Below are 21,725 nucleotides of genomic sequence, written 5' to 3' on the forward strand. Positions count from 1 at the left end.
ATGGGACACGCAGGAGCGGCCGCGGCCGCCGTCCGGTACCTGAGGTCGGGGCCCCCGGCCCCCGTGGAGGCGCTGCCGCGCCCGGAACTGCGCTGCGTCCGCGAGGACGAGCCTGCTCCGGTCGACCCGGCCCGCTTCCGGCGCGTGCTCGGGAACTTCGCGACCGGCGTCACCGTCGTCACCGCGCCCCCCGGGCCCGGCGAGGACACCCCCGCCGGCTTCGCCTGCCAGTCCTTCTCCTCCCTCTCCCTCGACCCGCCCCTGGTCGCGTTCATGGTCGGCCGTACGTCGACGACGTGGCCGCGCATCGCCCGCGCGGGCGTCTTCTGCGTCAACGTCCTGAGCGCAGGGCAGGGCGAGCTGTGCCGGTCCTTCGCGGTGAGGGGCGCGGACAAGTTCGCGGGCGTCGCCCACGACCCGGCCCCGGTCTCCGGCTCCCCGCGCCTGGCCGGTGCGCTGGCCTGGATCGACTGCACGGTCCACGCGGTGCACACCGGCGGCGACCACCTGATCGTGGTGGGCCGGGTGGAGGCACTGGGCACCGGCGACGAGGAGAGCGAACCCCTGCTCTTCCACCGCGGCCGCTTCCGCTAGGTGTGCTGTCCGGACAGGGTGGTGACGCGGCTGGCTGGTGGGTGACCGGAGGAGCCTGCGACCGCACGGCTGAGGAGAGAGCCCACGCGCCGACGCCCCCGCTCGGGCGACGCCGGGAGCGGGGAGCGAGGGGCAGGGCCCGCGACACCTGAACTGTGGTCTCTAGGCCGTCACGGTCGCCACCGCCGTGGCCGGGGTCGGCCTGCGGCGGATCACCAGGGCCATCAGGGCCGCCGCCGCGCACAGGGCGCCCGACGCGTACCAGACCATGTCGTAGGAGCCGAAGACGTCCCGCGCCACGCCCCCGAGGAAGGCGACCAGCGCCGCGCCGACCTGGTGGGAGGCCAGCACCCAGCCGAAGACGATCGCGCTGTCCTCGCCGTACTGCTCCCGGCACAGGGCGACGGTCGGCGGGACGGTGGCGACCCAGTCCAGGCCGTAGAAGACGATGAAGAACAGCATCGGCGGATGGACGCTCGGCGCCAGCAGCATCGGCAGGAACAGCAGGGAGATGCCGCGCAGGGCGTAGTAGACGGCGAGCAGCCGGCGCGGTTCGAAGCGGTCGGTGAACCAGCCGGAGGCGATCGTGCCGACCACGTCGAAGACGCCGATCACCGCGAGCAGCGAGGCCGCCGCCTGCACGGGCATGCCGTGGTCGTGCGCGGCGGGCACGAAGTGGGTCTGGACCAGGCCGTTGGTGGAGGCGCCGCAGATCGCGAAGGTGCCGGCCAGCAGCCAGAAGGTGCCGGTGCGGGAGGCCTTCAGCAGCACGGTGACCGCGCGGCGGGCGGCCCCGACCGCGGGCGCGGGCTTCGGTACGAACTCCACGGCGCCGTAAGGCTTCAGGCCCACGTCCGCCGGGTGGTCGCGCAGCAGCAGCCAGACGAAGGGGACGACCGCGAGCGCGGCCAGGGCCACCGTGACGGCGGCCGGACGCCAGTCGTGCTTCTCCACGATCCAGGACAGCAGGGGGAGGAAGATCAGCTGGCCGGAGGCGGAGGCGGCGGTCAGGATGCCCGTGACCAGGCCCCGGCGTTCGGTGAACCAGCGGTTGGTGACGGTCGCCGCGAAGGCGAGGGCCATCGAGCCGGAGCCGAGACCGACCAGCAGGCCCCAGCAGAGCATCAGCTGCCAGGCCGCCGTCATCCACACCGTCAGACCGGAGCCGAGCGCGATCACGGTCAGGGCCACGGCGACGACCTTGCGGATGCCGAAGCGGTCCATCAGGGCCGCCGCGAACGGCGCGGTCAGACCGTACAGCGCGAGGTTGACGGAGACCGCGGCGCCGATCGTGCCGCGCGACCAGCCGAAGTCCTGGTGCAGCGGGTCGATGAGCAGTCCGGGGAGCGAGCGGAAGGCGGCGGCGCCGATGATCGTCACGAAGGTGACGGCGGCGACGAACCAGGCGCGGTGGACGCGACGGGATCTGCGGGGCGCGTCAGCCGCCTCGACGACTGCGGGTTCGGTTGTCTGGGTCACGCCATAGAGCATCCGGTCCGCGGCACCGCGCAACCACTGGCCCGAAGGACAGCATTCGTTAGGATCGGGCCATGGACACGGCCATGAGCAGCCCGAGCAGCGAGCCCGCCGAGCCGCAGTTCCGCCCGCACCGCGTGGTGGTCCTCGCCATGGACGGGCTGCTCCCCTTCGAGCTGGGCATCCCGCACCGCATCTTCGGGCGCCCCAAGGACACCCTGGGGCGCCGCCTGTACGAGGTCCTGACCTGCTCGGTCCGGCCGCCCGGCCCGGTGCGCACCGACGCCGACTTCGCCATCGCGGTCCAGCACGGCCCGGAGCTGCTGGCCACCGCCGACACGGTGATCGTCCCGGCGTCGTACGAACTCGGTCCGGTCTTCGAGGAGGGCGTCCTCACCGCCGAGCTGGCCGCCGCCCTCGCCCACATCCGCCCCGGCACCCGGCTCGCCTCCATCTGCACCGGCGTCTTCGTCCTCGCCGCCGCCGGCTATCTCGACGGCCGGCCGGCGACCACGCACTGGGCGGAGACCGACCAGCTGCAGCGCCTCTTCCCGCAGGTCGAGGTCGACCCGAACGTCCTGTTCATCGACGACGGCGACGTCCTGACCTCGGCCGGCGTCGCGGCCGGCATCGACCTGTGCCTGCACATGGTGCGCCGCGACCACGGCACGGCCGTCGCCAACGACGTCGCCCGCCGCACCGTCGTACCGCCGCACCGCGACGGCGGCCAGGCGCAGTACATCCAGCGGCCCGTCCCCGAGCCCCGGCTCGCGACCACGCGCGGGGCCCGCGCCTGGGCGCTGGGCCGCCTGCACGAGCCGATCCAGCTGCGCGACATGGCCGCGCAGGAGTCCATGTCGGTACGGACGTTCACGCGCCGCTTCCGTGAGGAGGTCGGCGTCAGCCCGGGCCAGTGGCTGACCCAGCAGCGCGTGGAACGCGCCCGCCAGCTGCTGGAGACCACCGGCCTGTCCATGGACCGCATCGCCCACGACGCCGGCTTCGGCACGGCCCAGTCGATGCGCCAGCACCTGCAGACGGCGCTCGGGGTGACCCCGACCGCCTACCGACGCACCTTCCGCGCCACCAACACGGGTTCCGCCGCCGAGCCCGTCGGGGCGCTGGAATCGGCCTGACGGGGTCAGAAGGTCAGTACCGCCCGCGCCACCCGGCCGGCCTCCGCGTCGGCCGCCGCCTTCTCGAAGTCCTCCACGGGATAGGTGGCGGTCACCAGCTCGTCGAGGAGCAGCCGGCCCTGCCGGTAGAGCTCGGCGTACAGCGGGATGTCGCGCTGCGGCCGGGAGGAGCCGTACCGGCAGCCGAGGATCGACTTGTCCAGGAACATCGAGGAGACGAGGAAGGACGCCTCCGCCTTCGCGGGCGCCGTGCCGAGCAGCACGGCCTGGCCGTGGCGGTCGAGGAGGTCGACGGCCCGCCGGACCAGCTCGACGCGTCCGACGCACTCGAAGGCGTGGTCGACCCCGTGGGGCAGCAGGTCGCGCACCGCGTCCGTGGAGGTCAGGAAGTCGGTGGCGCCGAACTGCCGCGCCACGGCCTCCTTCGCCGGGTTGGCGTCGACCGCCACGATCCGCGACGCCCCCGCGATCCGCGCGCCCTGGAGGACGTTCAGCCCGATCCCGCCGGTCCCGATGACCAGGACGGACTCCCCGCGGTCCACCCGGGCGCGGTTGAGGACGGCCCCGACCCCGGTCAGCACCGCGCATCCGATGAGCGCGGCGGACGGCATCGGGACGTCCTTCGGGATGCGCACCGCCTGCACGGCCCTGACCACCGTGGACTCCGCGAAGGCGGAGTTGGAAGCGAACTGGTACACCGCCGTCCCGCCCCGTACGAAGGGCTTGCCCGGCCGGCCGATCGCCTGCCGGCACATCGTCGGCCGCCCCCGGTCGCAGTCCGCGCACGTGCCGCAGTTGGCGAGCGTGGACAGCGCCACATGGTCCCCGGCCGCGACATGGGTGACCCCGGCGCCGACGGCCTCCACCACCCCCGCCCCCTCGTGCCCCAGCACGACCGGGACGGGGAAGGGGATGGTGCCGTCCACCACCGACAGGTCGCTGTGGCACAGCCCGGCCGCCGACAGCGCGACCCGCACCTCGCCCGGCCCCGGGTCCCGTACCTCCAGGTCGTCCACGACCTCGACCCGCTTCCCGTCGAACACCACACCGCGCATCAGACGACCCCCTTGGGCTCCCTCGGCAGGCCGAGCACACGCTCGGCGATGATCGTGCGCTGGATCTGGTCGGAGCCGCCGTAGATCGTGTCGGCCCGGGAGAACAGGAACAGCTGCTGGTCGCGGTCGATCTCGTACGGCGCCTCGGGCGCCCAGTCCCGCGGCCCGGCGGACGCCTCCGCCCCGCGCACCAGCACCGCCAACTCGCCCAGCCGCTGGTGCCAGTTCGCCCACAGCAGCTTGGACACGCTCGGCGCACCGGCGTCACCGGAGCCGCCCAGGGTGCGCAGGGCGTTCCAGCGCATGGCGCGCAGCTCGGCCCACTGCCGCACGAGCGCGGCGCGTACGACGGGGTCGTCGGCCGCACCGGTGCGTACCGCGGTCCGCACCACCCGCGTCAACTCCTGGGCGAAGCCGATCTGCTGGGCCAGGGTGGACACCCCCCGCTCGAACCCGAGCAGGCTCATCGCGACCCGCCAGCCCTGCCCCTGAGCGCCGACGACATGCTCCGCACGCGCGCGTGCCCCGTCGAAGAAGACCTCGTTGAACTCGCTCGTGCCGGTCATCTGCCGGATGGGCCGCACCTCGATCCGCCCCGGCTGGTCCATCGGCACGAGCAGGAAGGTCAGCCCGTGGTGCCGGCGCGACCCGGCCTCCGTGCGCGCCAGGACGAAGCACCAGTCGGCTTCGTGCGCCAGCGACGTCCAGATCTTCTGCCCGGAGATCCGGTAGCCCTCCCCCTCCCGCACGGCGGCGGTGCGCACCCCGGCCAGGTCGGACCCGGCGTCCGGCTCGCTGTACCCCTGGCACCACAGCTCGTCCCCGGCGGCGATCGGCGGCAGGAAACGCGCCTTCTGCTCGTCGGTGCCGTGGGCGACGAGGGTGGGGGCGAGCAGGTTCTCCCCGATGTGCCCGGAGCGGGGCGGCGCCCCCGACCGCGCGTACTCCTCGGCCCAGGCGACCTGCTGGGTGAGGGTGGCGGTCCGGTTGCCGTACCCGCCCTCCCCCCACCCGAGCCCGATCCACCCGGCCTTCCCCAGCGTGCGCTCCCAGACCCGACGATCGGGATCGGACCCGACGTGCTCACGCAGCCAGCCCCGGGCCTCGTCCCGGAACACCTCGTCCTCGCCACTGAATCCGAAGTCCACGAACGTCTCCTCACAGGAAGTGGGGGTTGCTCCTGATGCCGGGCGACTCGCCCCACCCAGGGGCGCGGGGAACTGCGCGACGAGCCACCGACAACCCGCACCCGCCCACGCACCGCACCCCCGAGCTACTGGGCGTTCGGCCGAGCCCCATCCCGCGCCGCCCTCTCCATCGCCTCCACCTGCACAAGCATCGGCATCGGATCCACCCCCACCGACCCCGGCAGAAACTCCGCGATCCGCTCCGGCGTCCAGGAAGAGCCCTCGGCGTACGCCGCCCGCAGCTCCCGCGGCTGCGCCCACACCGCCAGCTTCGCCCCGGCGATCGTGTACACCTGCCCGGTGATCTCCTTCGCGCGGTCGGACAGCAGGTAGACGACCAGGGCGGCCACGTCCTCCGGCTCCCCGATCTCGGCCAGTTCCACGGGCACGTTGGCCGACATCCGGGTCCGGGCGACCGGCGCGACCGCGTTGGCGGTCACGCCGTACTTGTGCAGGCCCAGCGCCGCGCTGCGGACCAGCGAGATGATCCCGCCCTTGGCGGCGCTGTAGTTGGCCTGCGACACCGACCCCTGGTGGTTGCCGCTGGTGAACCCGATCAGCGTCCCCGCCCGCTGCTTGCGCATGACCGCGGACGCCGCCCGGAAGACGGTGAACGTGCCCTTGAGATGCGTGGCGAGGACCGGGTCCCACTCGTCCTCGGACATGTTGAACAGCATCCGCTCGCGCAGGATCCCGGCGACGCACACGACGCCGTCGAGCCGCCCGTACGAGGACAGCGCGCGGTCGACGATCCGCTGTCCGCCGGCCATCGTGGACACGTCGTCGGCGACCGCCACCGCTTCCCCGCCCGCGGCCTCGATCTCCTTGACCACGCTCGCGGCGACCTCGCTCGTGGGGGACTCCCCCGCCACCGAGACGCCGTAGTCGTTGACGACGACCCGCGCCCCCTCGGCGGCGGCGGCCAGTGCGACGGCCCGCCCGATACCCCGCCCGGCCCCGGTCACGGCGATCACCTTGCCTGCCAAGAAGTTCCCCACGCCCGGCCCCTTCCCGCGGTTTCTGACGGACCGTTAGATTTTATGTCCCGTCAGATGCCTGGAGACAAGCCCCGGGGAGAGCCGATGTCGTTGCCGGCCGAGTTCCACGAGATCGCCAAGCGCGTGAACAACTGGGGGCGTTGGGGAGCCGACGACGAGATCGGCACCCTCAACCTGATCACCGACGAGGTCGTCCGCGAGGCGGCGGCGACCGTGCGCAGCGGCCGTCGCGTCCCGCTCGCCCTGCCCCTGAAGCAGGACGGCGTGCAGAGCGGGATGATCCCGGGCCGGGTCAACCCGCTGCACGCCATGGTGCAGATCAACCAGGAGCTCTTCGGCCCGGGGACGGTGGCGTGCAGCGACGACATCGTGACCATGGGCCTGCAGGCGGCCACCCACTGGGACGCGCTGACCCATGTCTCGCACTCGGGCAGGATCTACAACGGCCGCCCGGCCACCGCCGTCACCCCGCACGGCGGCGCGGAGTTCGGGGGCATCGACAAGGCGCGGCACGTGGTCTCGCGCGGGGTGCTGCTGGACGTGGCCCGGGCGCTCGGCAGGGACCGGCTCGACGGCGGGCACGCGGTCACGCCGGAGGACCTGGAGGCCGCCGAGGACCTCGCCGGCACCCGCGTGCGCGCCGGTGACGTGGCGCTCGTACGGACCGGGCAGATCCAGGTGTATCTCGCCGGGGACCGGGAGGGGTACGGCTATCCGTCGCCCGGGCTGTCCGTCCGCACTCCGGAGTGGTTCCACGCCCGCGACGTGGCCGCCGTCGCCGACGACACCCTGACCTTCGAGATCTTCCCGCCCGAGATCGAGGACCTGTGGCTGGGCGTGCACGCGCTCGACCTGGTGGAGATGGGGATGCTGCAGGGGCAGAACTGGAATCTGGAAGAGTTGTCCACAGCCTGTGGAGAAACCGGCCGGTACGCGTTCCTGCTGTCGGCGATGCCCGAGCCCTTCGTCGGCGCGACGGGGACTCCGGTGGCCCCCGTCGCCGTGCTGTAGCCGTGCGCCGCACGGCGGGAGGCGTCGTCTGGCGGCGCGGCCTCCCCCCACCGCCCCGAGCACGGCATACGCGCCGCCATCCGACCCCGGCGTACCCGCCCCAGCCCTCTGGCCCTGAATCCGAAAGAGCTGACGCCGACTCACGATCCGCGCTCGACGAGGACCTCCGTCACCGAAACCCTCGCCGTCCCCTCACGGCGAATCGCTGACCACCAGCGTGTTCGCCCGGTCACGACGCGTCAACAGCCCAGTGGAGATTTACGACTTACGTCCCTTTTGCAGTGGCCGCGCACGGGTGCACGGCCCCGGCGCACCGCACCGCGCAGGACGGGGGCGACGGGGATTTCTGCACCCGTGCATCGGACATGACGACAATCGGCCAGACCGTCTCGAACGGTGACGACACCCCGGACGGTCACACCGTCTCGAACGCCAGCCCCTCGTAGGCCGGGACGCCGCCCAGACAGCTCGCCGCGTCCCCGCGCGGCCGGTCGCAGCGGTCGAGTTCGCACCAGATGCTCTTGCCGGCCCCCTCGGGGCTCCAGCCCCAGCGGTCGGCGAGACCGTCGACGAGGGCGAGTCCGCGCCCGCCGGTCGCGTCGCCGTCCGCACAGCGGGGCACCGGGGCCCGGTCGCTGGCGTCGGCGACCTCGAGGCGGACGGTGGACGGCTCGGCCGCCCCCTCGGGCAGGCTCAGCCGCAGCACGGCCGGACAGCCGGTGTGCACCACGGCGTTGGTGACCAGTTCGGAGACGAGCAGGATCAGCGTCTCGGCGAGCGGCTCGTCGGCCGCTATTCCGGACACGGCGAGGCGTGAACGGGTCCACCTCCGGGCTCGCCCCACCTCAGTGGGGTCGGGCCGGATCTCCAGCTGCACTTGAAGCACCTGCACCGTTCACACCATCCGAACCGGCGGACACATGACCTCATGCCGCGCGAGCCGTGCCAGAGGCACCGCGGCGAGGGCCACGATCGTAGCCATTTTCTGCATGGCCAGAACAACAGCCGACGCAGAGCCCAGGGCAGGGGTCACGGAACGTGAATCCCTTGCACGACAGCATGGTTGACGTACAGTCACCTCAACAAGCGCTTCGGGCATATTCCAGCGCGAAGGAGTACCCGTGCGGCATACTGTGCGACGCTCCCTACGAGGAGTCGAACAGGCCGTTTGAGGGGCCGCCCCGGGGGCGACACCGGTACGGACCGCGCCCGGAACCACTCGCATCCCACAGAAGGTACCGGAGCCGGTCGCCGACTCCGGGCCGTGACGGGTCACACGTAGGACACAACCCGGTATCAACGCTCCGTGATGGCGCTGTGCCACGATCCGCGACATCCCGACGGCCGCCCGGCGAAAAGCCGCAGGCCCGCCCTGTTCATGCCACGAGGTCGGCCGCGAGCAGCTCCTCACTCTCCGTGCCGCCGCCGCAACGTTCCGAGCGCACCCACGCCCGCTTCAGCAGCAGATGCACCTCGCTCTCCCAGGTGAAGCCCATGCCGCCGTGCACCTGGAGGCAGTCGCGGGCGCCGCGCACGGCGGCCTCGTCGGCCAGCAGCCGGGCCGCGGCGATGTCGGCCCGGTCGGCGGTGACGGCGGCCGCGTAGACCGCGGCGCGGGCCACCTCGGTGCGCACGAGCATCTGCGCGCAACTGTGCTTGACCGCCTGGAAGGCCCCGATCGGCTGCCCGAACTGCTCGCGCGTCCGGGCGTGTTGCACCGCCAGTTCGCCCGCGCGTGCGGCGGTCCCGAGCTGCTCGGCGGCGGTCAGCAGCACGGCGACGGGATCGGTAGGGGCCGGTGCGGGCACCCGGTGCAGGGGCGTGAGCGGGTCCACCGACCGCAGCGGTAGGGCCCCCTCGGCACCCGGCCGCACGACGTCCGCCTCCTCCAGCCACTCCACGAGCCGCCCGTCGGCGGCGGCCACGACGACCTCCCCCTCGGCCGCCCCCGGCACCTGTCCGGCGGCGAGATGCGTGGCGACGAGCGGCCCGGGCACGAGCGCCCGCCCGGCCTCCTCGAACACCAACACGGCCTCCGGCAAACCCAGTCCGGCCCCACCGTCGGCTTCGGGCAACCGCAGCGAGAAGAACCCGAGGTCCCCCAAGGCCCGCCACAGCCCCCGGTCGAGACGTGGCCTCTCATCGCCGGGTCGGGCGTCGCCGGGAAAGGGCGCGGGGCTGTATCCGTCTGCGGCTCCGCCGCGGGGCGCGACAAGCCACGACGAACCCGCACCCGCCACCCGACGCAACACCCCCCGCACGGCCCCGCGCAACGCCTCCTGCTCTCCCGTCAGTTGGAAACGCATCGTCACCTCCCCTTCGGCAGCCCGAGAATCCGCTCACCCACGATGTTCCGCTGGATCTGCGAGGTCCCGGCCGCGATGGTGTACGACAGCGACGACAGCCGGTCGAGCACCCAGGGCCGCTCCAGATCCAGCGAGTCCGCCCCCAGCACCTCCGCCGCCGCGTCGTACAGCTCCTGCCGCGCGTGCGAGTACCGCAGCTTGAACACCGAGCCGCCCACCCCCGGCACTCCGCCGGAGGCCTCCGCCTCGCTGACGTTCCACTGCGTCAGCCGCCACAGCGCCCGGAACTCGGCGTTCAGCCGGCCCAGCCGCCGCCGGAGCGCGGGATCGTCCCAGCGTCCGTTCCGCCGCGCGGTGACCGCCAGTTCGCCCAGCACGCGCCGGCAGGCGACCACCTCCCCGACGAACGCCGTGCCGCGCTCGAAGGAGAGCGTCACCATCGTCACGCGCCAGCCGTCGTTCTCGTCCCCGACCCGGTTGGCGACGGGCACCCGGACGTCGTCGAGGAACACCTCGGCGAACTCGGCCGACCCGGCGAGGGTGCGCAGCGGCCGTACGGTGACGCCGGGGGCGTCCATGGGCAGGGCCAGCCAGCTGATGCCCCGGTGCCTGGGGGCGTCCGGGTGGGTCCGCACCAGCAGTTCGCACCAGTCGGCCACCTCGGCGTGGGAGGTCCAGATCTTGGACCCGCTGACCACGTAGTCGTCGCCGTCCCGGCGCGCGCGGGTGCGCAGCGCCGCCAGGTCGGAGCCGGCGTCGGGTTCGCTGAAGCCCTGGCACCAGACCTCCTCGCCGCGCAGGACGGGCGGCAGCCAGCGGGCGCGCTGCTCGGGCGTGCCCTCGGCGGCGATGGTGGGTCCGGCGTGCAGGAGCCCCACGAAGTTCGCGCCGACGTAGGGCGCGCCCGCCCTCTCGGTCTCCTCCAGGAAGATCAGCCGGACGCTCGGGGTGCCCTCCCAGTGGACGTCGGCGTACCCGGCGTCGTACAGCATCCGCTGCCAGCCGAGGTCGTAGGCCCGGCGCCCGGGCCAGTCGTCCGGGGACGGCTTCGGCGGCAGGGTCGGCAGCACCTTGGCGAGCCATTCGCGCAAGTGCGACCGGAACTCCTCCTCCTCCGGGGTGTACGACAGGTCCATTAGCGGTCCAGGTCGAGGTCGAGCATGCGGATCGCGTTGCCCCGCATCAGCTTGTAGACCGTCTCGTCGTCGAGGCCCTTCACATGGTCGAGGGCGATCTCCTTGGTGTGCGGGAAGGTCGAGTCGACGTGCGGGTAGTCGGTCTCGAAGGTGGCGTTGTCCCGGCCGACCGCGTCCAGGGACGCCACCCCGTGCTTGTCGCGGAAGAAGCAGCAGAACATCTGCCGGTAGTAGTACGTGGACGGCGGCTCGGGGATCAGGTCGCGTACGCCGCCCCAGGCGCGGTGCTCCTCCCAGACGTCGTCGGCGCGTTCCAGGGCGTACGGGATCCAGCCCATCTGCCCTTCGGAGTAGGCGAGTTTGAGGGTCGGGAAGCGCACCAGCACGCCGCTGAAGAGGAAGTCCATCATCGAGGCCATGGCGTTGTTGAAGCTGAGGGAGGCCTGGACGGCCGGCGGGGCGTCCGGGGAGGCGGCCGGCATCTGGGACGAGGACCCGATGTGCATGTTGACGACCGTGCCGGTCTCCTGGCACACCGCGAAGAACGGGTTCCAGTAGCCGGAGTGGATGGACGGCAGGCCCAGGTAGGTGGGGATCTCGGAGAACGTCACGGCCCTCACCCCGCGCGCGGCGTTGCGCCGGATCTCCGCGACGGCGAGCTCCACGTCCCACAGCGGGATCAGGCACAGCGGGATGAGCCGGCCGCCGCTGTCGCCGCACCACTCCTCGACCATCCAGTCGTTGTAGGCGCGCACGCAGGCCAGCGCGACCTCCTTGTCGTGCGCCTCGGCGAAGGTCTGCCCGCAGAAGCGGGGGAAGGAGGGGAAGCACAGGGAGGCCTCGACGTGGTTGAGGTCCATGTCCTCCAGGCGCGCCTTGGGGTCCCAGCAGCCGCGCCGCATCTCCTGTCGGGTGATGCCCTCCAGGGTCATCTCGTCGCGGTCGAAGCCGACGGCGGCGATGTTGCGCTTGTACGGGAACTTCAGGTCCTCGTAGATCCACCAGTCGGTCGGCGGGCCGTCCGGGTCCATCGTGATCTGGTACTTGCCGGCGACGTAGGCGAGTTCGCCGATGCCGGCGGTCAGGGCCTGGGGGCCGCGGTCGCGGTACTTCTCCGGCAGCCAGGTGTCGAAGAGGTGTGCGGGCTCGATCACGTGGTCGTCGACGCTGATGATGCGGGGCAGTTCGGTGTCCATGGTCCCCTCCGCCGGACGGTGTTTCCCTGACAGGCGCTATCTGATGGGTCGTCAGATAGCATGTCACCTGACGAGTCGTCAGCCAAGCAGGGGGCACCCGTGAACGAGACCCCGCACTCCCTGAGCTCCGCCCGGACCCTGTGGGACCTGGTCGTGCGCCGCGCCGGCCTCACCCCCGACCGCCCGGTCCTCCTCCAGGACGACCGCCGCCTGACCTTCGGGGAACTGCGCGCCCGCGCCGAGCGCGTGGCGGCCGGCCTGTACGACATGGGCGTACGCCCCGGCACGGTGGTCGCCTGGCAGCTGCCCACCCGCATCGAGACGGCGCTGCTGTCCTTCGCGCTGGCCCGCCTGGGCGCCGTGCAGACGCCGGTGATCCCCTTCTACCGGGACCGCGAGGTCGGCTTCGCGCTGCGGGAGTCGAAGGCGGAGTACTTCGCGGTGCCGGGGACCTGGCGGGGCTTCGACCACACCGGGATGGCCCGGCGGCTGGGCGCGAAGGGCGTCTTCGAGGCGTACGACACCCTCCCCGACGGCGACCCGGCCGTCCTGCCCCCGCCGCCCGCCGACGGCACCTCGGTCCGCTGGATCTACTGGACCTCGGGGACGACGTCGGACCCCAAGGGCGTGCTGCACACGGACCGTTCGCTGATCGCCGGCGGCTCCTGCCTCGCCCACGCGCTGCGCCTGTCGGCCGACGACGTCGGCTCGATGGCCTTCCCGTACGCCCACATAGCCGGGCCCGACTACACGGTGATGCTCCTGCTGTACGGCTTCCCGGCGGTGATGTTCGAGCAGTTCGCGCTGCCCGACGCACTGGAGGGCTACCGCCGGCACCGGGTGACGGTGGCCGGCGGGTCCACGGCCTTCTACTCGATGTTCCTCGCCGAGCAGCGCAAGCAGCCGGGGACCAAGATCATCCCCTCACTCCGGCTGCTCGCGGGCGGCGGCGCCCCGAAGCCGCCGGAGGTGTACCACGCGGTCGTACGGGAGATGGGCGTGCAGCTCACCCACGGGTACGGCATGACCGAGGTGCCGATGATCACCATGGGCGACCCGGAGGACAGCGTGGAGAACCTGGCGACCACCGAGGGAAGGCCGCCTCAGGGTATGGAGATACGGATCGTCGACGGCGAGGTGCGGCTGCGCGGCGAGGCCGTCTGCCAGGGCTACCTGGACCCGGCGCAGACCGCCGAGGCCTTCGACGACGAGGGGTTCCTGCGCACCGGGGACCTGGGGTTCGTGACGGACGGCGGCCACCTGGTGCTCACCGGCAGACTCAAGGACGTCATCATCCGCAAGGGCGAGAACATCTCGGCCAAGGAGATCGAGGACCTGCTGGCCGCCCACCCGGCCGTCGGGGACGTCGCGGTGATCGGCCTGCCGGACGCCGAGCGCGGGGAACGGGTCTGCGCGGTCGTCGAACAGCCGTCCGGGGCAACGGAGTTGACCCTGGACGCGGTGACGTCGTACCTGCGCGCGGAAGGGCTGTCGGTGCACAAGCTGCCGGAGCAGCTGGAGCTGGTGGACGCCCTTCCCCGCAACGACACGCTGCGCAAGGTGCTCAAGTACAAGCTGCGCGAGCGCTATGCGGACGGCGCTACTCGGGGACGGTGAAGTAGCGGGCGAACGCGGCCACGATCTCCGCCTCCCCGACCCTGCCGTCGCCGTCGGTGTCGAGCGTGGCGGCGGCCGCCCCGGCGACCTCCTCGTCCGCCCCCAGGACGCGCAGCACGCGCACGGTGTCCGCGACGGTGGCCGCCCGGTCGCCGTCGGAGTCGGCGAGGTCGAGGGCCGCGTGCAGGAAGGGGCGGGCGATCTCGGCGAACCGGTCGGGGTTGTCCCGCAGGCGCTTGACCGCGCCCGTGACGAACTCCTCGCGGGTGATGCGCTGGTCGCCGTCCCGGTCCGCGATCCCGGCCATGCCCTGCCAGAACGCCTCGGCGCCCGCGTACAGCGCCTGCCCCTTGTCGGAGCGCGCCGCGACACCGAACTCGGTGAGCAGCGCCTTGGCCGCCACGCTGAAGTCCTCGCGGTCGATGTAGCCGTTGCCGTCCTGGTCGAAGGTGGCGAACCGGGCGGCGATCCTGCGCTCGTACTCGCTGCTGACCATGTCTCTCGAGCCGCCTCACGTCACGTCGGGGTGTTCCTGGACGGGAGCGTACGACGCGTCGGCGCCTCGGGGCGCGCGAAAGCGACGCTTGTGCCAAGACCGGGGGAATTCCGGGACAACCGTGTGGCAGAAGGACCGGGCACCCTTTATGGGCGACCTCTGCGGGCGCCGCTACGCCGACAGCGGTCCGGCCTCCTCGGCGACGGCCTCGTCCAGGTCGGCGTACACGTCGAACAGCCGGCGCACGCCGAGCGCACCGAGCACCCGGTTGACGTGGGAGCCTTCGACCGCGCCCCGCGCGGGGAGGATCAGCCGCAGGCTGCCCTGGCAGGAGCGGATCAGCCGGCGGGCGGCTATGAGCACGCCGACACCGCTGGAGTCGCAGAAGAAGACCTCCGAGAGGTCGAGGACGAGACTGTGGCGGCCGTCGGCCACCGCGTCGTGCACGCGCTGACGCAGTGCCGGAGAGGTCACCAGGTCCAGTTCGCCCGACACACTGAGCACGGTCCATTCGCCCTGCTCGTCGCCGTTCACATAGAACGCCACCACCATGCCCTTCGTTCGCCGGTCCCCCGCAAAACGGAAGCCATCCTTACGCTTCCTCGCAGCGTGGCTGCCCAGCGGCCTTGCCCTGAAACCCTTCAGGGGAAACGGAAACCGATCGAAAGAGGCTTGTTTTTGTCTACTTCGATCCTGTTCGATCGGATCGGGACAGATCTGGTCCGAGAGGGGGGGTGGATGAAGGTCCACTACCACCTGACGGTTCCATGGGGGCGCGCAATGCCATAAAGGGGCGTGCGCTGTCACAGGTGCCGACTACATTCGAGGAGACGGTGGACGCAGGCTGGACGAGAGCGCGGGCAGGCCGACGAACAGGGTGGGGGGACCGCATGGCGAAGAAGGACGCACCGCCGCGCTGGGACCGCAAGATGCAGCAGCGGCTGGCACGCGGTGAGGCGGCCGCCCTCGGCGAGCTCTACGACCGCTTCGCCTCGCTCGTGCACGGCCTGGCCCACCGTGTCCTCGGCGACGAGCGGGCCGCGGACCACATCACCCGGGACGTCTTCGCCCACGTCTGGGAGCACCCCGAGACCTACGACCCCAAGCAGGGGCCGCTGCGCTCCTGGGTGGCCACGCTGACCCACCGCCTCGCCGTGCAGCGACTGCGCGCCACCGAGACCGCCGCGCTGGCCCAAGGCGGCGGCTCCACCGAGGAACTGGAGCGCAAGGTCCGCCGCGCCTCGGTCGCCGCCCGCGCCGACTACATCGTCACCTCCATGCCCTCCCCGCTGCGCGCCGCCCTGGAGCTGGCCTACTTCCAGCGCCGCGACTACCGCCAGACCGCAGCCGACCTCGGCGTCACCGAGGACGAGGCCCGCCGTCGCCTCCGCCTGGGCCTGCAGCTGCTGTCCACCGCCCACGACGCCGGCGCGCCCGGCTCACCCCCCGGGTACGGGGGTGCGGTGTGAGCGGCTTCGAGGCGTTCGACGCACCGCGCGAGCCCGGGCAGCCGCCGCGCATACCCCTGCCCCGGTCCTCCGTCGAGGACGGCGACCGGCCGCTGCCCGCGCCGCGGGAGCCCGCGTCCGCCCCGCTGGTCCTGGAGCACCATGTGCTGAAGTCGCTGCTCGGGGCGTGGGCCCTGGCCGCCTGCTCGGCGGAGGAGACGGCGGCCGTCGAGGACCACCTGGGCGGCTGCGGCCCCTGCGCGGAGGAGGCGCTGCGGCTGCGCGACGCGGTGGGCCTGCTGCACCCGCCCGAAAGCCTCGACCTGGACCCGGCCCTGCGCACCCGCGTGCTGCAGCGCTGCCTCGACCGGCGCCCGCCGCGCATCCCGGTCCCGGACTGGGCGACCCCGTACGACGCGGAGACGGCCCGGCTCGACGCCCTGCTGCAGGACATCGGCGACGCCGAGTGGCACGCGCCCGTGCGGCTGCGCTGGTTCGACGGCGAGGGCCCGACCAGCCGCCGTACGACGGTCGCCGGCGTCATCGCCCACCTGCTGTGCGTCGACGGCCTCGTGGCGGTCGCGCTCGGCCTCGACGACCCGCTGGGCGGCAGCCCCGCGGACGGCCCCGGCCCGGCGTTCCGCACCGAGGCGCTCTGGCGCAGCGCCCCCTCCCCGCCCACGCGCGCGGTCCGGCGCCCGTGGCGGGAGCAGAGCCACGACCTGGTCCGCACGGTCTCCTTCACCGGCGGCTCCGGCTCGGGGCGGCTGGCGGTCTCCTACGGCGACTTCGACCTGCCGCTGCACGACGCGATGCTGGACCGGGCGTTCGAGTGCTGGGTGCACGCGGAGGACATCGCCGACGCGGTCGACTACCCGTACGAGCCGCCCGCTCCCCGGCATCTGCACCGCATGATCGATCTGGCGGCGCGCATGCTTCCCGTCGTGCTGGCGGGGCGGCGCCAGGAGGGGCTCGCCTCCCCCGCTCCCGGGCGGCACCTCGGTGTGGCGGGCGGGCCCGGCCGGAGCCTGCGGCTGGAGATCGAGGGCCTCGGCGGGGGCGAGTGGCTGATCCCGCTGGACTCACCGGCGGCGGAGGCGTCGCCCGAGCACGAGATCGCCCATGTCGCCCTGGACGGCGTGGAGTTCTGCAGACTGGCCGCGGGCCATGTGCCGCCGGAGGAGGCGGCGGCGGGGCAGGTGGGCGACCGCGAGGCGATCAGGGACGTCCTCTTCGCGGCGGCGTCCCTGAGCAGAATGTAAGGGCGGGGTTCGGTTTCGGGGTGGGTGCGGGTAGGTGGGGGCTGGTCGCGCAGTTCCCCGCGCCCCTAAAAGCCTTGCAGTGGACCCACCCAGGGGCGCGGGGAACTGCGCGACCAGCCACGAACCACCCGCACCCGCCCCGAACCCGAGCCCCCCAGCCCGCCGCTAGGCGAACACCACCGTCCGGCGTCCGTTGAGCAGAATCCTCCGCTCGGCATGCCACTTCACCGCCCGCGCCAGCGCCTGGCACTCCACGTCCCGCCCGATCGCCACCAGCTGGTCCGGCGTGACGTCGTGCCCGACCCGCTCGACCTCCTGCTCGATGATCGGCCCCTCGTCGAGATCCGCGGTCACGTAGTGCGCGGTCGCCCCGATGAGCTTGACGCCCCGGGTGTGCGCCTGGTGATACGGCTTCGCTCCCTTGAAGCTCGGCAGGAACGAGTGGTGGATGTTGATGATCCGCCCGCTGAGCTGCTTGCACAGGTCGTCGGAGAGCACCTGCATGTACCGGGCGAGCACGACCAGTTCGACGTCGTTCTCCCGGACGACCTCGAGCAGCCGCGCCTCGGCCTCCGCCTTGGTGTCCTTCGTCACCGGGATGTGGTGGAAGGGGATGTTGTACGAGCCCACCAGCTCGGCGAAGTCCGTGTGGTTGGACACCACGGCCGCGATCTCCACGGGCAGCGCGCCGATCCGGGCCCGGAACAGCAGGTCGTTCAGGCAGTGCCCGAACCTGCTGACCATCAGGACGATCCGCATCTTCTCGTCGGCCCGGTTGATCTGCCAGTCCATGTGGAAGGCGTCACCGATCGCCGCGAAGCTGGCGCGCAGCTTGTCCACCGTCACCGACTCGTCCGCCGAGAAGTGGACGCGCATGAAGAACAGACCCGTGTCGTGGTCGCCGAACTGCTGGCTGTCCTCGATGTTGCAGCCGGTCATGAACAGGTAGCTCGACACGGCGTGCACGATGCCCTGCTTGTCCGGGCAGGAGAGAGTGAGGACGTACTGGTCGGCGGGGTTCGCCGCGGCTCGGGTGGACTGCTCGCTCATGCAGGACAGGGTCCCATAAGTGAACTCGGGTCCGAACCCGCGTCCGCTAAGCGGAACGCGTCATGATCCGCAGCACCTCGAGGGTGCGCGGCGGCGCGTCCGGGTCCTCGCCGTCGGCCACGGCCATGCGCACGTGCGCGTCCCGCGCCGCCCGTACCGCCTCCGGCCAGCCCTGGTGCTCCAGGTAGGCGGAGACGGGCGCGTCCGGCCCGACCTGGTGCATGATGCGCAGCACCCGCAGCACGGCGGTGTCGACGAGGGCCGCCTCCTGGGAGTCCCGGAAGATCGTGCCGACGTACTTCTCGGCGGACCAGTTGTCCAGCCAGGTGTCCTCGACCAGGCGGTACACGGCGTCGGTGACGTCCCCGTACCCGTCGACGCCGGCCAGCCAGACGTTCTGCTGGAACCCGGGGTCGGAGAGCATGTGCAGCGCGGAGCGCACATTGCTGCGCCAGCGCCACCACGGCATGTCGTTCAGTGGCATACCGCCCATGGTGGAGGAGCGACGACCGCGACGGGAAGAGTTGTCCGAACCTTGCACGGTCACCGATCGTACGTTCTTTCGCACTCGCGCCTCACCTGCCCCCGTAATTCACCTGCACGTCACCGATCAATAACCGTAGGTCACCACAGGGTTGGCGATGTGACGGAAGCGTGTGGGTCCATGACCGGCAGGCGACGCTTCCGCAGCACCTTCCTCCCCACCCGCACCCGGCCCGGCAGAGCTACCGCCCTCGCGGCGGGAGCCCTCGCGGTGTGTACGTCCCTGGCCACCGGTTGCGGGGTCATCCCCGGTACCGCGAGTGCCGCCGGGGGCGACCCGATCACCGTGATGACCTGGGCGCCGCAGGGCACCAGCGCCACCAACAAGCCCGGGATGCCGGCCTTCGCGCAGGCCTACGCCCGGTACGTCAACGCGCACGGCGGCCTGGGTGGCCGCAAGCTCAAGGTCCTGACCTGCAACGACCACAACGACAGCGTGGCCGCCGCCAAGTGCGCCCGCACGGCCGTCAAGCAGAACGTCGTCGCGGTCGTCGGCTCCTACAGCCAGTACGGCGAGTCCTACCTCCCCGACCTGGAAGGCGCCGGCATCCCCTTCATCGGCGGCTACGGCGCCACCACCTCCGAGTTCACCAGCCCGCTGTCCTACCCGGTCAACGGCGGCCAGCCGACGCTGCTGGCCGGCCTCGGCAAGGAACTCGCCGCGAGCTGCGGGCCCGTCGCGCTGATCCGGCCCGACACCATTGCGGGCGACGAGCTTCCCCCCATGCTCGACTCCGGTCTGAAGGCCGGCGGGCACCGGCCCTCGATCGACCAGCGGGCCGCGGACGACACCACCGAGTACGCGGGGCCGGCCGTGAAGGCGCTGGCCGCCACCACCGGCGGCGCGGCGAAGAAGGGGTGCGCGATCCCGGCGCTCGGGGACCGCACCAGCACCTTCATGGACTCCTTCCGGCGCGAGCGCGAGGAGTATCCGGCGGTACGGACCGCAGCCACGCTCGACAGCGTCGACCAGACGGTGATCAACGAGTCCGGTGGCCCGTCGGGACCGTACGAGGGCTCCTACGTCACCGGCTGGTACCCGGTGTCGAGCGACCCGCGCTGGGCCCCGATGAAGAAGGTGATCAGCGAGCAGGCCTTCGGCGACAACCGGATCGACGCCGGCGACGTCGGCGTGCAGACGACCTGGATCGCCTACACGGTGTTCAAGAAGGTCGTCGACTCGCTGGGCGGCGGCGACGTCACGGCCGACTCCGTGCGCCGTGCCCTCGACGACGGCCTGAAGGTCACCACCGGCGGACTGACGCCGCCCCTGAACTGGAGCGACCAGGGCCCGGTGGCCACCATCGGCTTCTCCCGGATCGTCAACACGGACGTGACGCTCCAGGTCGTGCGGCAGGGGCAGCTGGTGGCGGCGAAGCAGGGCTTCCTCGACGTGGCGCAGACCCTGCAGGGCGCGGACGTCGACTGACCGTCCGCGCCGGGCCGGGCCGGGACCGGCTCAGAGCTGGGTCGGTCCGCGCTGGGTCAGGCCGTAGGACTTCGCGATCGCGTTCCACAGCCGCGAGGCCTTGAGCTTCTGCTGGCTGGCGATGCCGCTCGCGGCGTTGCCGGCCGCGGTCTGCCCGGTGCCGCGGGCCTGGCCCTTGTGGCAGCCCTTGCGTCCGCCGACCTGGTCGGCCCAGGCCGCGTAGTGGTTGTCGGCGGACGCGGAGGCCTGCCACGCCTTGGTGAGGGCGGCGGTCAGGTCGGCGTGGTTCGGGAGCCTGTCGACGGACAGTCCCGACAGCCGGGTGACCAGCTCGCCGCGCTGCCTGGCGGCGGCCCGCAGGTCCGAGGCCGCGCCGCCCAGGTTCCGGCACGCCTTGACGTCGGCCACCGCGTTGATCACCGAGGCCCGGCTGTTGCCGCTGTCGGCCAGGAGCTTGTCCAGGGCGACGGCCTGCTGCTTGGCGGGGTCGGCGGACGGCGAGGCGGAGCCGTCGCCGGCCGGGGCCGTGGCGGAGACCGGCTGGTTCTTGTCCTTGCCGTCGTCCCCGCCGCCACCGCCCATCAGCGCGCCCGCGCCGACGCCGAGCACCACGATGCCGATGCCGACGGCCGCGATCAGCGGCACGCGCGACTTGGTACGGCCGCCGCGGCCGCCCCGGCCACCGCCACCACCGTCGTCGTCGTGGTCGCGCCCGGGCGGGAAGTACGAGGACTGGGGGCCGCCGTAGGCGGGCTGCTGCGGCTGCTCGATGCGCGGCAGTTGCTGCGTGGAGCCCGCCGGGGCCTCGCCGCCCGGTGCGCCGCGGAACAGGTTGTCGAACTCGGCGGGCGGCTGACGGTGGTCGCCCACCGGCGGGATGAACTGGGTGGCCTGCGCGTCCGGGTCGGCGGCGGGCGGCAGCGGCCCGGCACCGGCCTGCGCCGGGCGGCCGAGGAACTGGGTCGCCTCGCCGGAGGGGTGGCCACCGGCCTGGGGCGGCAGCGCGCCGGGCCCCACGGGCGGCAGGAACTGCGTGGCCCCCTCGTCGGCGGGTGCCGCGGGCACGGGCGGCAGATACTGCGTCGCCCCCTCACTGCCGGGCGCACCGCCGGTGACCGGGGGTATGAGCTGGGTGGCGCCCTCGTCGGCGGGGGGCAGCGGGGCACCGAAGGCGGCGGGAGCGCCGTAGCCGGGGGCGCCCGGGTAGGGGTTCGCCGGCGGCAGCGGGGAGCCGGACGTCGGCTGGTGGGCGGCGGGCGGGTAGCCGTCGTGCGCGGAGGCGCCCGGCGTGGGCTGCGCCGCGCCGCCGTAGGACGGGGACGGCGCGCCCTCCTGCGGCAGCGGCTGGGAACCGGCGTTCCACTGGTCCGTGGCCGGCGGCTGGTACGGGCCCGGCGTGCCCCAGGACTGGGCCTGCGGGGTGTCCCAGCCCTGGCCCGCCGCCGGGGGCGCGGACTCCTGCCGGTCGGGGCCCCAGGGCGTGCCCCAGGACTGGCCGCCGGGCGGGGCCGAGGCGGGCGGCTGCCCGGGCTGCTGCCCGGCGTAGAGGTCGCCGTACTGCGCGGTGTGCGATCCGCCCTGAGGGGCCTGCGGCGAGCCGTGCCGCGGGCCGGTCTGGTTGCCCAGCATGCCCGGCAGCAACGGTTCGCCGCCGTCGGAGGGCAGCACGATGCCTTCGCGCGCCTGGCGCTGCGAGGGCTCCTCGCTCTGTCCACTCTGCGTCACCGGGACTCCTACTAATGGGGGACCTTGTGAAACCGTCGGCTCACGCTACCGGGTCCCCGG

General features: G+C 72.7%; 20 protein-coding genes. 7 read left to right on the forward strand and 13 right to left on the reverse strand.

Features of this window, described 5'->3' with window-relative positions; genetic code table 11:
• Positions 1-594, forward strand: coding sequence for a flavin reductase family protein (locus tag M8J74_RS22260; protein WP_249838132.1), 594 nt, complete (start codon positions 1-3; stop codon positions 592-594).
• 162 nt (positions 595-756) lie between these two features.
• Here the strand turns inward: M8J74_RS22260 and M8J74_RS22265 are convergent, their stop codons facing one another.
• Positions 757-2,073 (reverse strand): MFS transporter, encoded by a 1,317-nt coding sequence (locus tag M8J74_RS22265; RefSeq protein WP_372500234.1) that lies wholly within the window; start codon positions 2,071-2,073, stop codon positions 757-759.
• A 71-nt stretch (positions 2,074-2,144) separates the two neighbouring features.
• Here M8J74_RS22265 and M8J74_RS22270 point away from each other — a divergent pair, with 71 nt between their 5' ends.
• Positions 2,145-3,206 (forward strand): GlxA family transcriptional regulator, encoded by a 1,062-nt coding sequence (locus M8J74_RS22270; protein ID WP_249838134.1) that lies wholly within the window; start codon positions 2,145-2,147, stop codon positions 3,204-3,206.
• A 5-nt stretch (positions 3,207-3,211) separates the two neighbouring features.
• Here the strand turns inward: M8J74_RS22270 and M8J74_RS22275 are convergent, their stop codons facing one another.
• The 3 genes from M8J74_RS22275 to M8J74_RS22285 all read right to left on the reverse strand — a co-directional run bounded on the left by M8J74_RS22275 (position 3,212) and on the right by M8J74_RS22285 (position 6,446).
• Positions 3,212-4,261 (reverse strand): Zn-dependent alcohol dehydrogenase, encoded by a 1,050-nt coding sequence (locus M8J74_RS22275; protein WP_249838135.1) that lies wholly within the window; start codon positions 4,259-4,261, stop codon positions 3,212-3,214.
• Positions 4,261-5,409 (reverse strand): acyl-CoA dehydrogenase family protein, encoded by a 1,149-nt coding sequence (locus tag M8J74_RS22280; protein WP_249838136.1) that lies wholly within the window; start codon positions 5,407-5,409, stop codon positions 4,261-4,263. Before M8J74_RS22280 ends, M8J74_RS22275 begins: the two co-directional genes overlap by 1 nt.
• 125 nt (positions 5,410-5,534) lie before the next feature.
• Entirely contained in the window at positions 5,535-6,446 is a 912-nt protein-coding gene (locus tag M8J74_RS22285; protein ID WP_249838137.1) for an SDR family oxidoreductase, read from the reverse strand.
• Between the two features lie 84 nt (positions 6,447-6,530).
• On the opposite strand from M8J74_RS22285, the gene M8J74_RS22290 reads away from it, so the two are divergent.
• Positions 6,531-7,457, forward strand: a complete 927-nt coding sequence (locus M8J74_RS22290; RefSeq protein ID WP_249838138.1) for a cyclase family protein — start codon at positions 6,531-6,533, stop codon at positions 7,455-7,457.
• A gap of 415 nt (positions 7,458-7,872) precedes the next feature.
• On the opposite strand, the gene M8J74_RS22295 is transcribed toward M8J74_RS22290, so the two are convergent.
• The 4 genes from M8J74_RS22295 to M8J74_RS22310 form a co-directional block, all read right to left on the reverse strand.
• Positions 7,873-8,334, reverse strand: coding sequence for an ATP-binding protein (locus tag M8J74_RS22295; protein WP_249838193.1), 462 nt, complete (start codon positions 8,332-8,334; stop codon positions 7,873-7,875).
• Between the two features lie 499 nt (positions 8,335-8,833).
• The gene (locus tag M8J74_RS22300; RefSeq protein WP_249838139.1) at positions 8,834-9,763 is read right to left on the reverse strand and encodes an acyl-CoA dehydrogenase family protein; all 930 of its coding nucleotides are present in this window, start codon (positions 9,761-9,763) and stop codon (positions 8,834-8,836) included.
• A 2-nt stretch (positions 9,764-9,765) separates the two neighbouring features.
• On the reverse strand, positions 9,766-10,899 hold the full coding sequence (locus M8J74_RS22305) for an acyl-CoA dehydrogenase family protein (protein WP_249838140.1): 1,134 nt from the start codon (positions 10,897-10,899) through the stop codon (positions 9,766-9,768).
• Entirely contained in the window at positions 10,899-12,095 is a 1,197-nt protein-coding gene (locus M8J74_RS22310) for an amidohydrolase family protein (protein ID WP_249838141.1), read from the reverse strand. The genes M8J74_RS22305 and M8J74_RS22310 overlap by 1 nt, the downstream gene beginning before the upstream one ends.
• 99 nt (positions 12,096-12,194) lie before the next feature.
• On the opposite strand from M8J74_RS22310, the gene M8J74_RS22315 reads away from it, so the two are divergent.
• A complete protein-coding gene (locus M8J74_RS22315; protein WP_249838142.1) occupies positions 12,195-13,712 on the forward strand; it encodes a class I adenylate-forming enzyme family protein in 1,518 nt (505 codons plus the stop codon).
• Here the strand turns inward: M8J74_RS22315 and M8J74_RS22320 are convergent.
• Both M8J74_RS22320 and M8J74_RS22325 read right to left on the reverse strand, forming a co-directional pair.
• Positions 13,696-14,208: an EF-hand domain-containing protein gene (locus M8J74_RS22320; RefSeq protein WP_249838143.1), complete on the reverse strand. Its 513-nt coding sequence runs from the start codon at positions 14,206-14,208 to the stop codon at positions 13,696-13,698. The genes M8J74_RS22315 and M8J74_RS22320 overlap by 17 nt on opposite strands.
• A 171-nt stretch (positions 14,209-14,379) precedes the next feature.
• The gene (locus M8J74_RS22325) at positions 14,380-14,760 is read right to left on the reverse strand and encodes an STAS domain-containing protein (protein WP_249838144.1); all 381 of its coding nucleotides are present in this window, start codon (positions 14,758-14,760) and stop codon (positions 14,380-14,382) included.
• 338 nt (positions 14,761-15,098) lie between these two features.
• Between M8J74_RS22325 and M8J74_RS22330 the strand changes: the two genes are divergently transcribed.
• Both M8J74_RS22330 and M8J74_RS22335 read left to right on the forward strand, forming a co-directional pair.
• A complete protein-coding gene (locus M8J74_RS22330) occupies positions 15,099-15,677 on the forward strand; it encodes a sigma-70 family RNA polymerase sigma factor (protein ID WP_058924710.1) in 579 nt (192 codons plus the stop codon).
• Positions 15,674-16,918 carry a zf-HC2 domain-containing protein gene (locus tag M8J74_RS22335; RefSeq protein ID WP_249838145.1) on the forward strand — a complete coding sequence of 415 codons (1,245 nt, stop codon included), beginning with the start codon at positions 15,674-15,676 and terminating at the stop codon, positions 16,916-16,918. The genes M8J74_RS22330 and M8J74_RS22335 overlap by 4 nt, the downstream gene beginning before the upstream one ends.
• A gap of 165 nt (positions 16,919-17,083) precedes the next feature.
• Here M8J74_RS22335 and purU read toward each other — a convergent pair whose 3' ends face one another.
• The gene (gene purU / locus M8J74_RS22340) at positions 17,084-17,968 is read right to left on the reverse strand and encodes a formyltetrahydrofolate deformylase (RefSeq protein WP_058924708.1); all 885 of its coding nucleotides are present in this window, start codon (positions 17,966-17,968) and stop codon (positions 17,084-17,086) included.
• A 46-nt stretch (positions 17,969-18,014) separates the two neighbouring features.
• Positions 18,015-18,515: an SCO4402 family protein gene (locus M8J74_RS22345; protein ID WP_249838146.1), complete on the reverse strand. Its 501-nt coding sequence runs from the start codon at positions 18,513-18,515 to the stop codon at positions 18,015-18,017.
• A gap of 117 nt (positions 18,516-18,632) precedes the next feature.
• Between M8J74_RS22345 and M8J74_RS22350 the strand changes: the two genes are divergently transcribed.
• The gene (locus M8J74_RS22350; protein ID WP_249838147.1) at positions 18,633-19,940 is read left to right on the forward strand and encodes an ABC transporter substrate-binding protein; all 1,308 of its coding nucleotides are present in this window, start codon (positions 18,633-18,635) and stop codon (positions 19,938-19,940) included.
• Positions 19,941-19,970: 30 nt separating this feature from the next.
• Here the strand turns inward: M8J74_RS22350 and M8J74_RS22355 are convergent, their stop codons facing one another.
• The gene (locus M8J74_RS22355; RefSeq protein WP_249838148.1) at positions 19,971-21,665 is read right to left on the reverse strand and encodes a hypothetical protein; all 1,695 of its coding nucleotides are present in this window, start codon (positions 21,663-21,665) and stop codon (positions 19,971-19,973) included.
• Between the last annotated feature and the right edge of the window lie 60 nt (positions 21,666-21,725).

The organism is Streptomyces panaciradicis (assembly GCF_023516615.1).
GTDB lineage: Bacteria > Actinomycetota > Actinomycetes > Streptomycetales > Streptomycetaceae > Streptomyces > Streptomyces panaciradicis.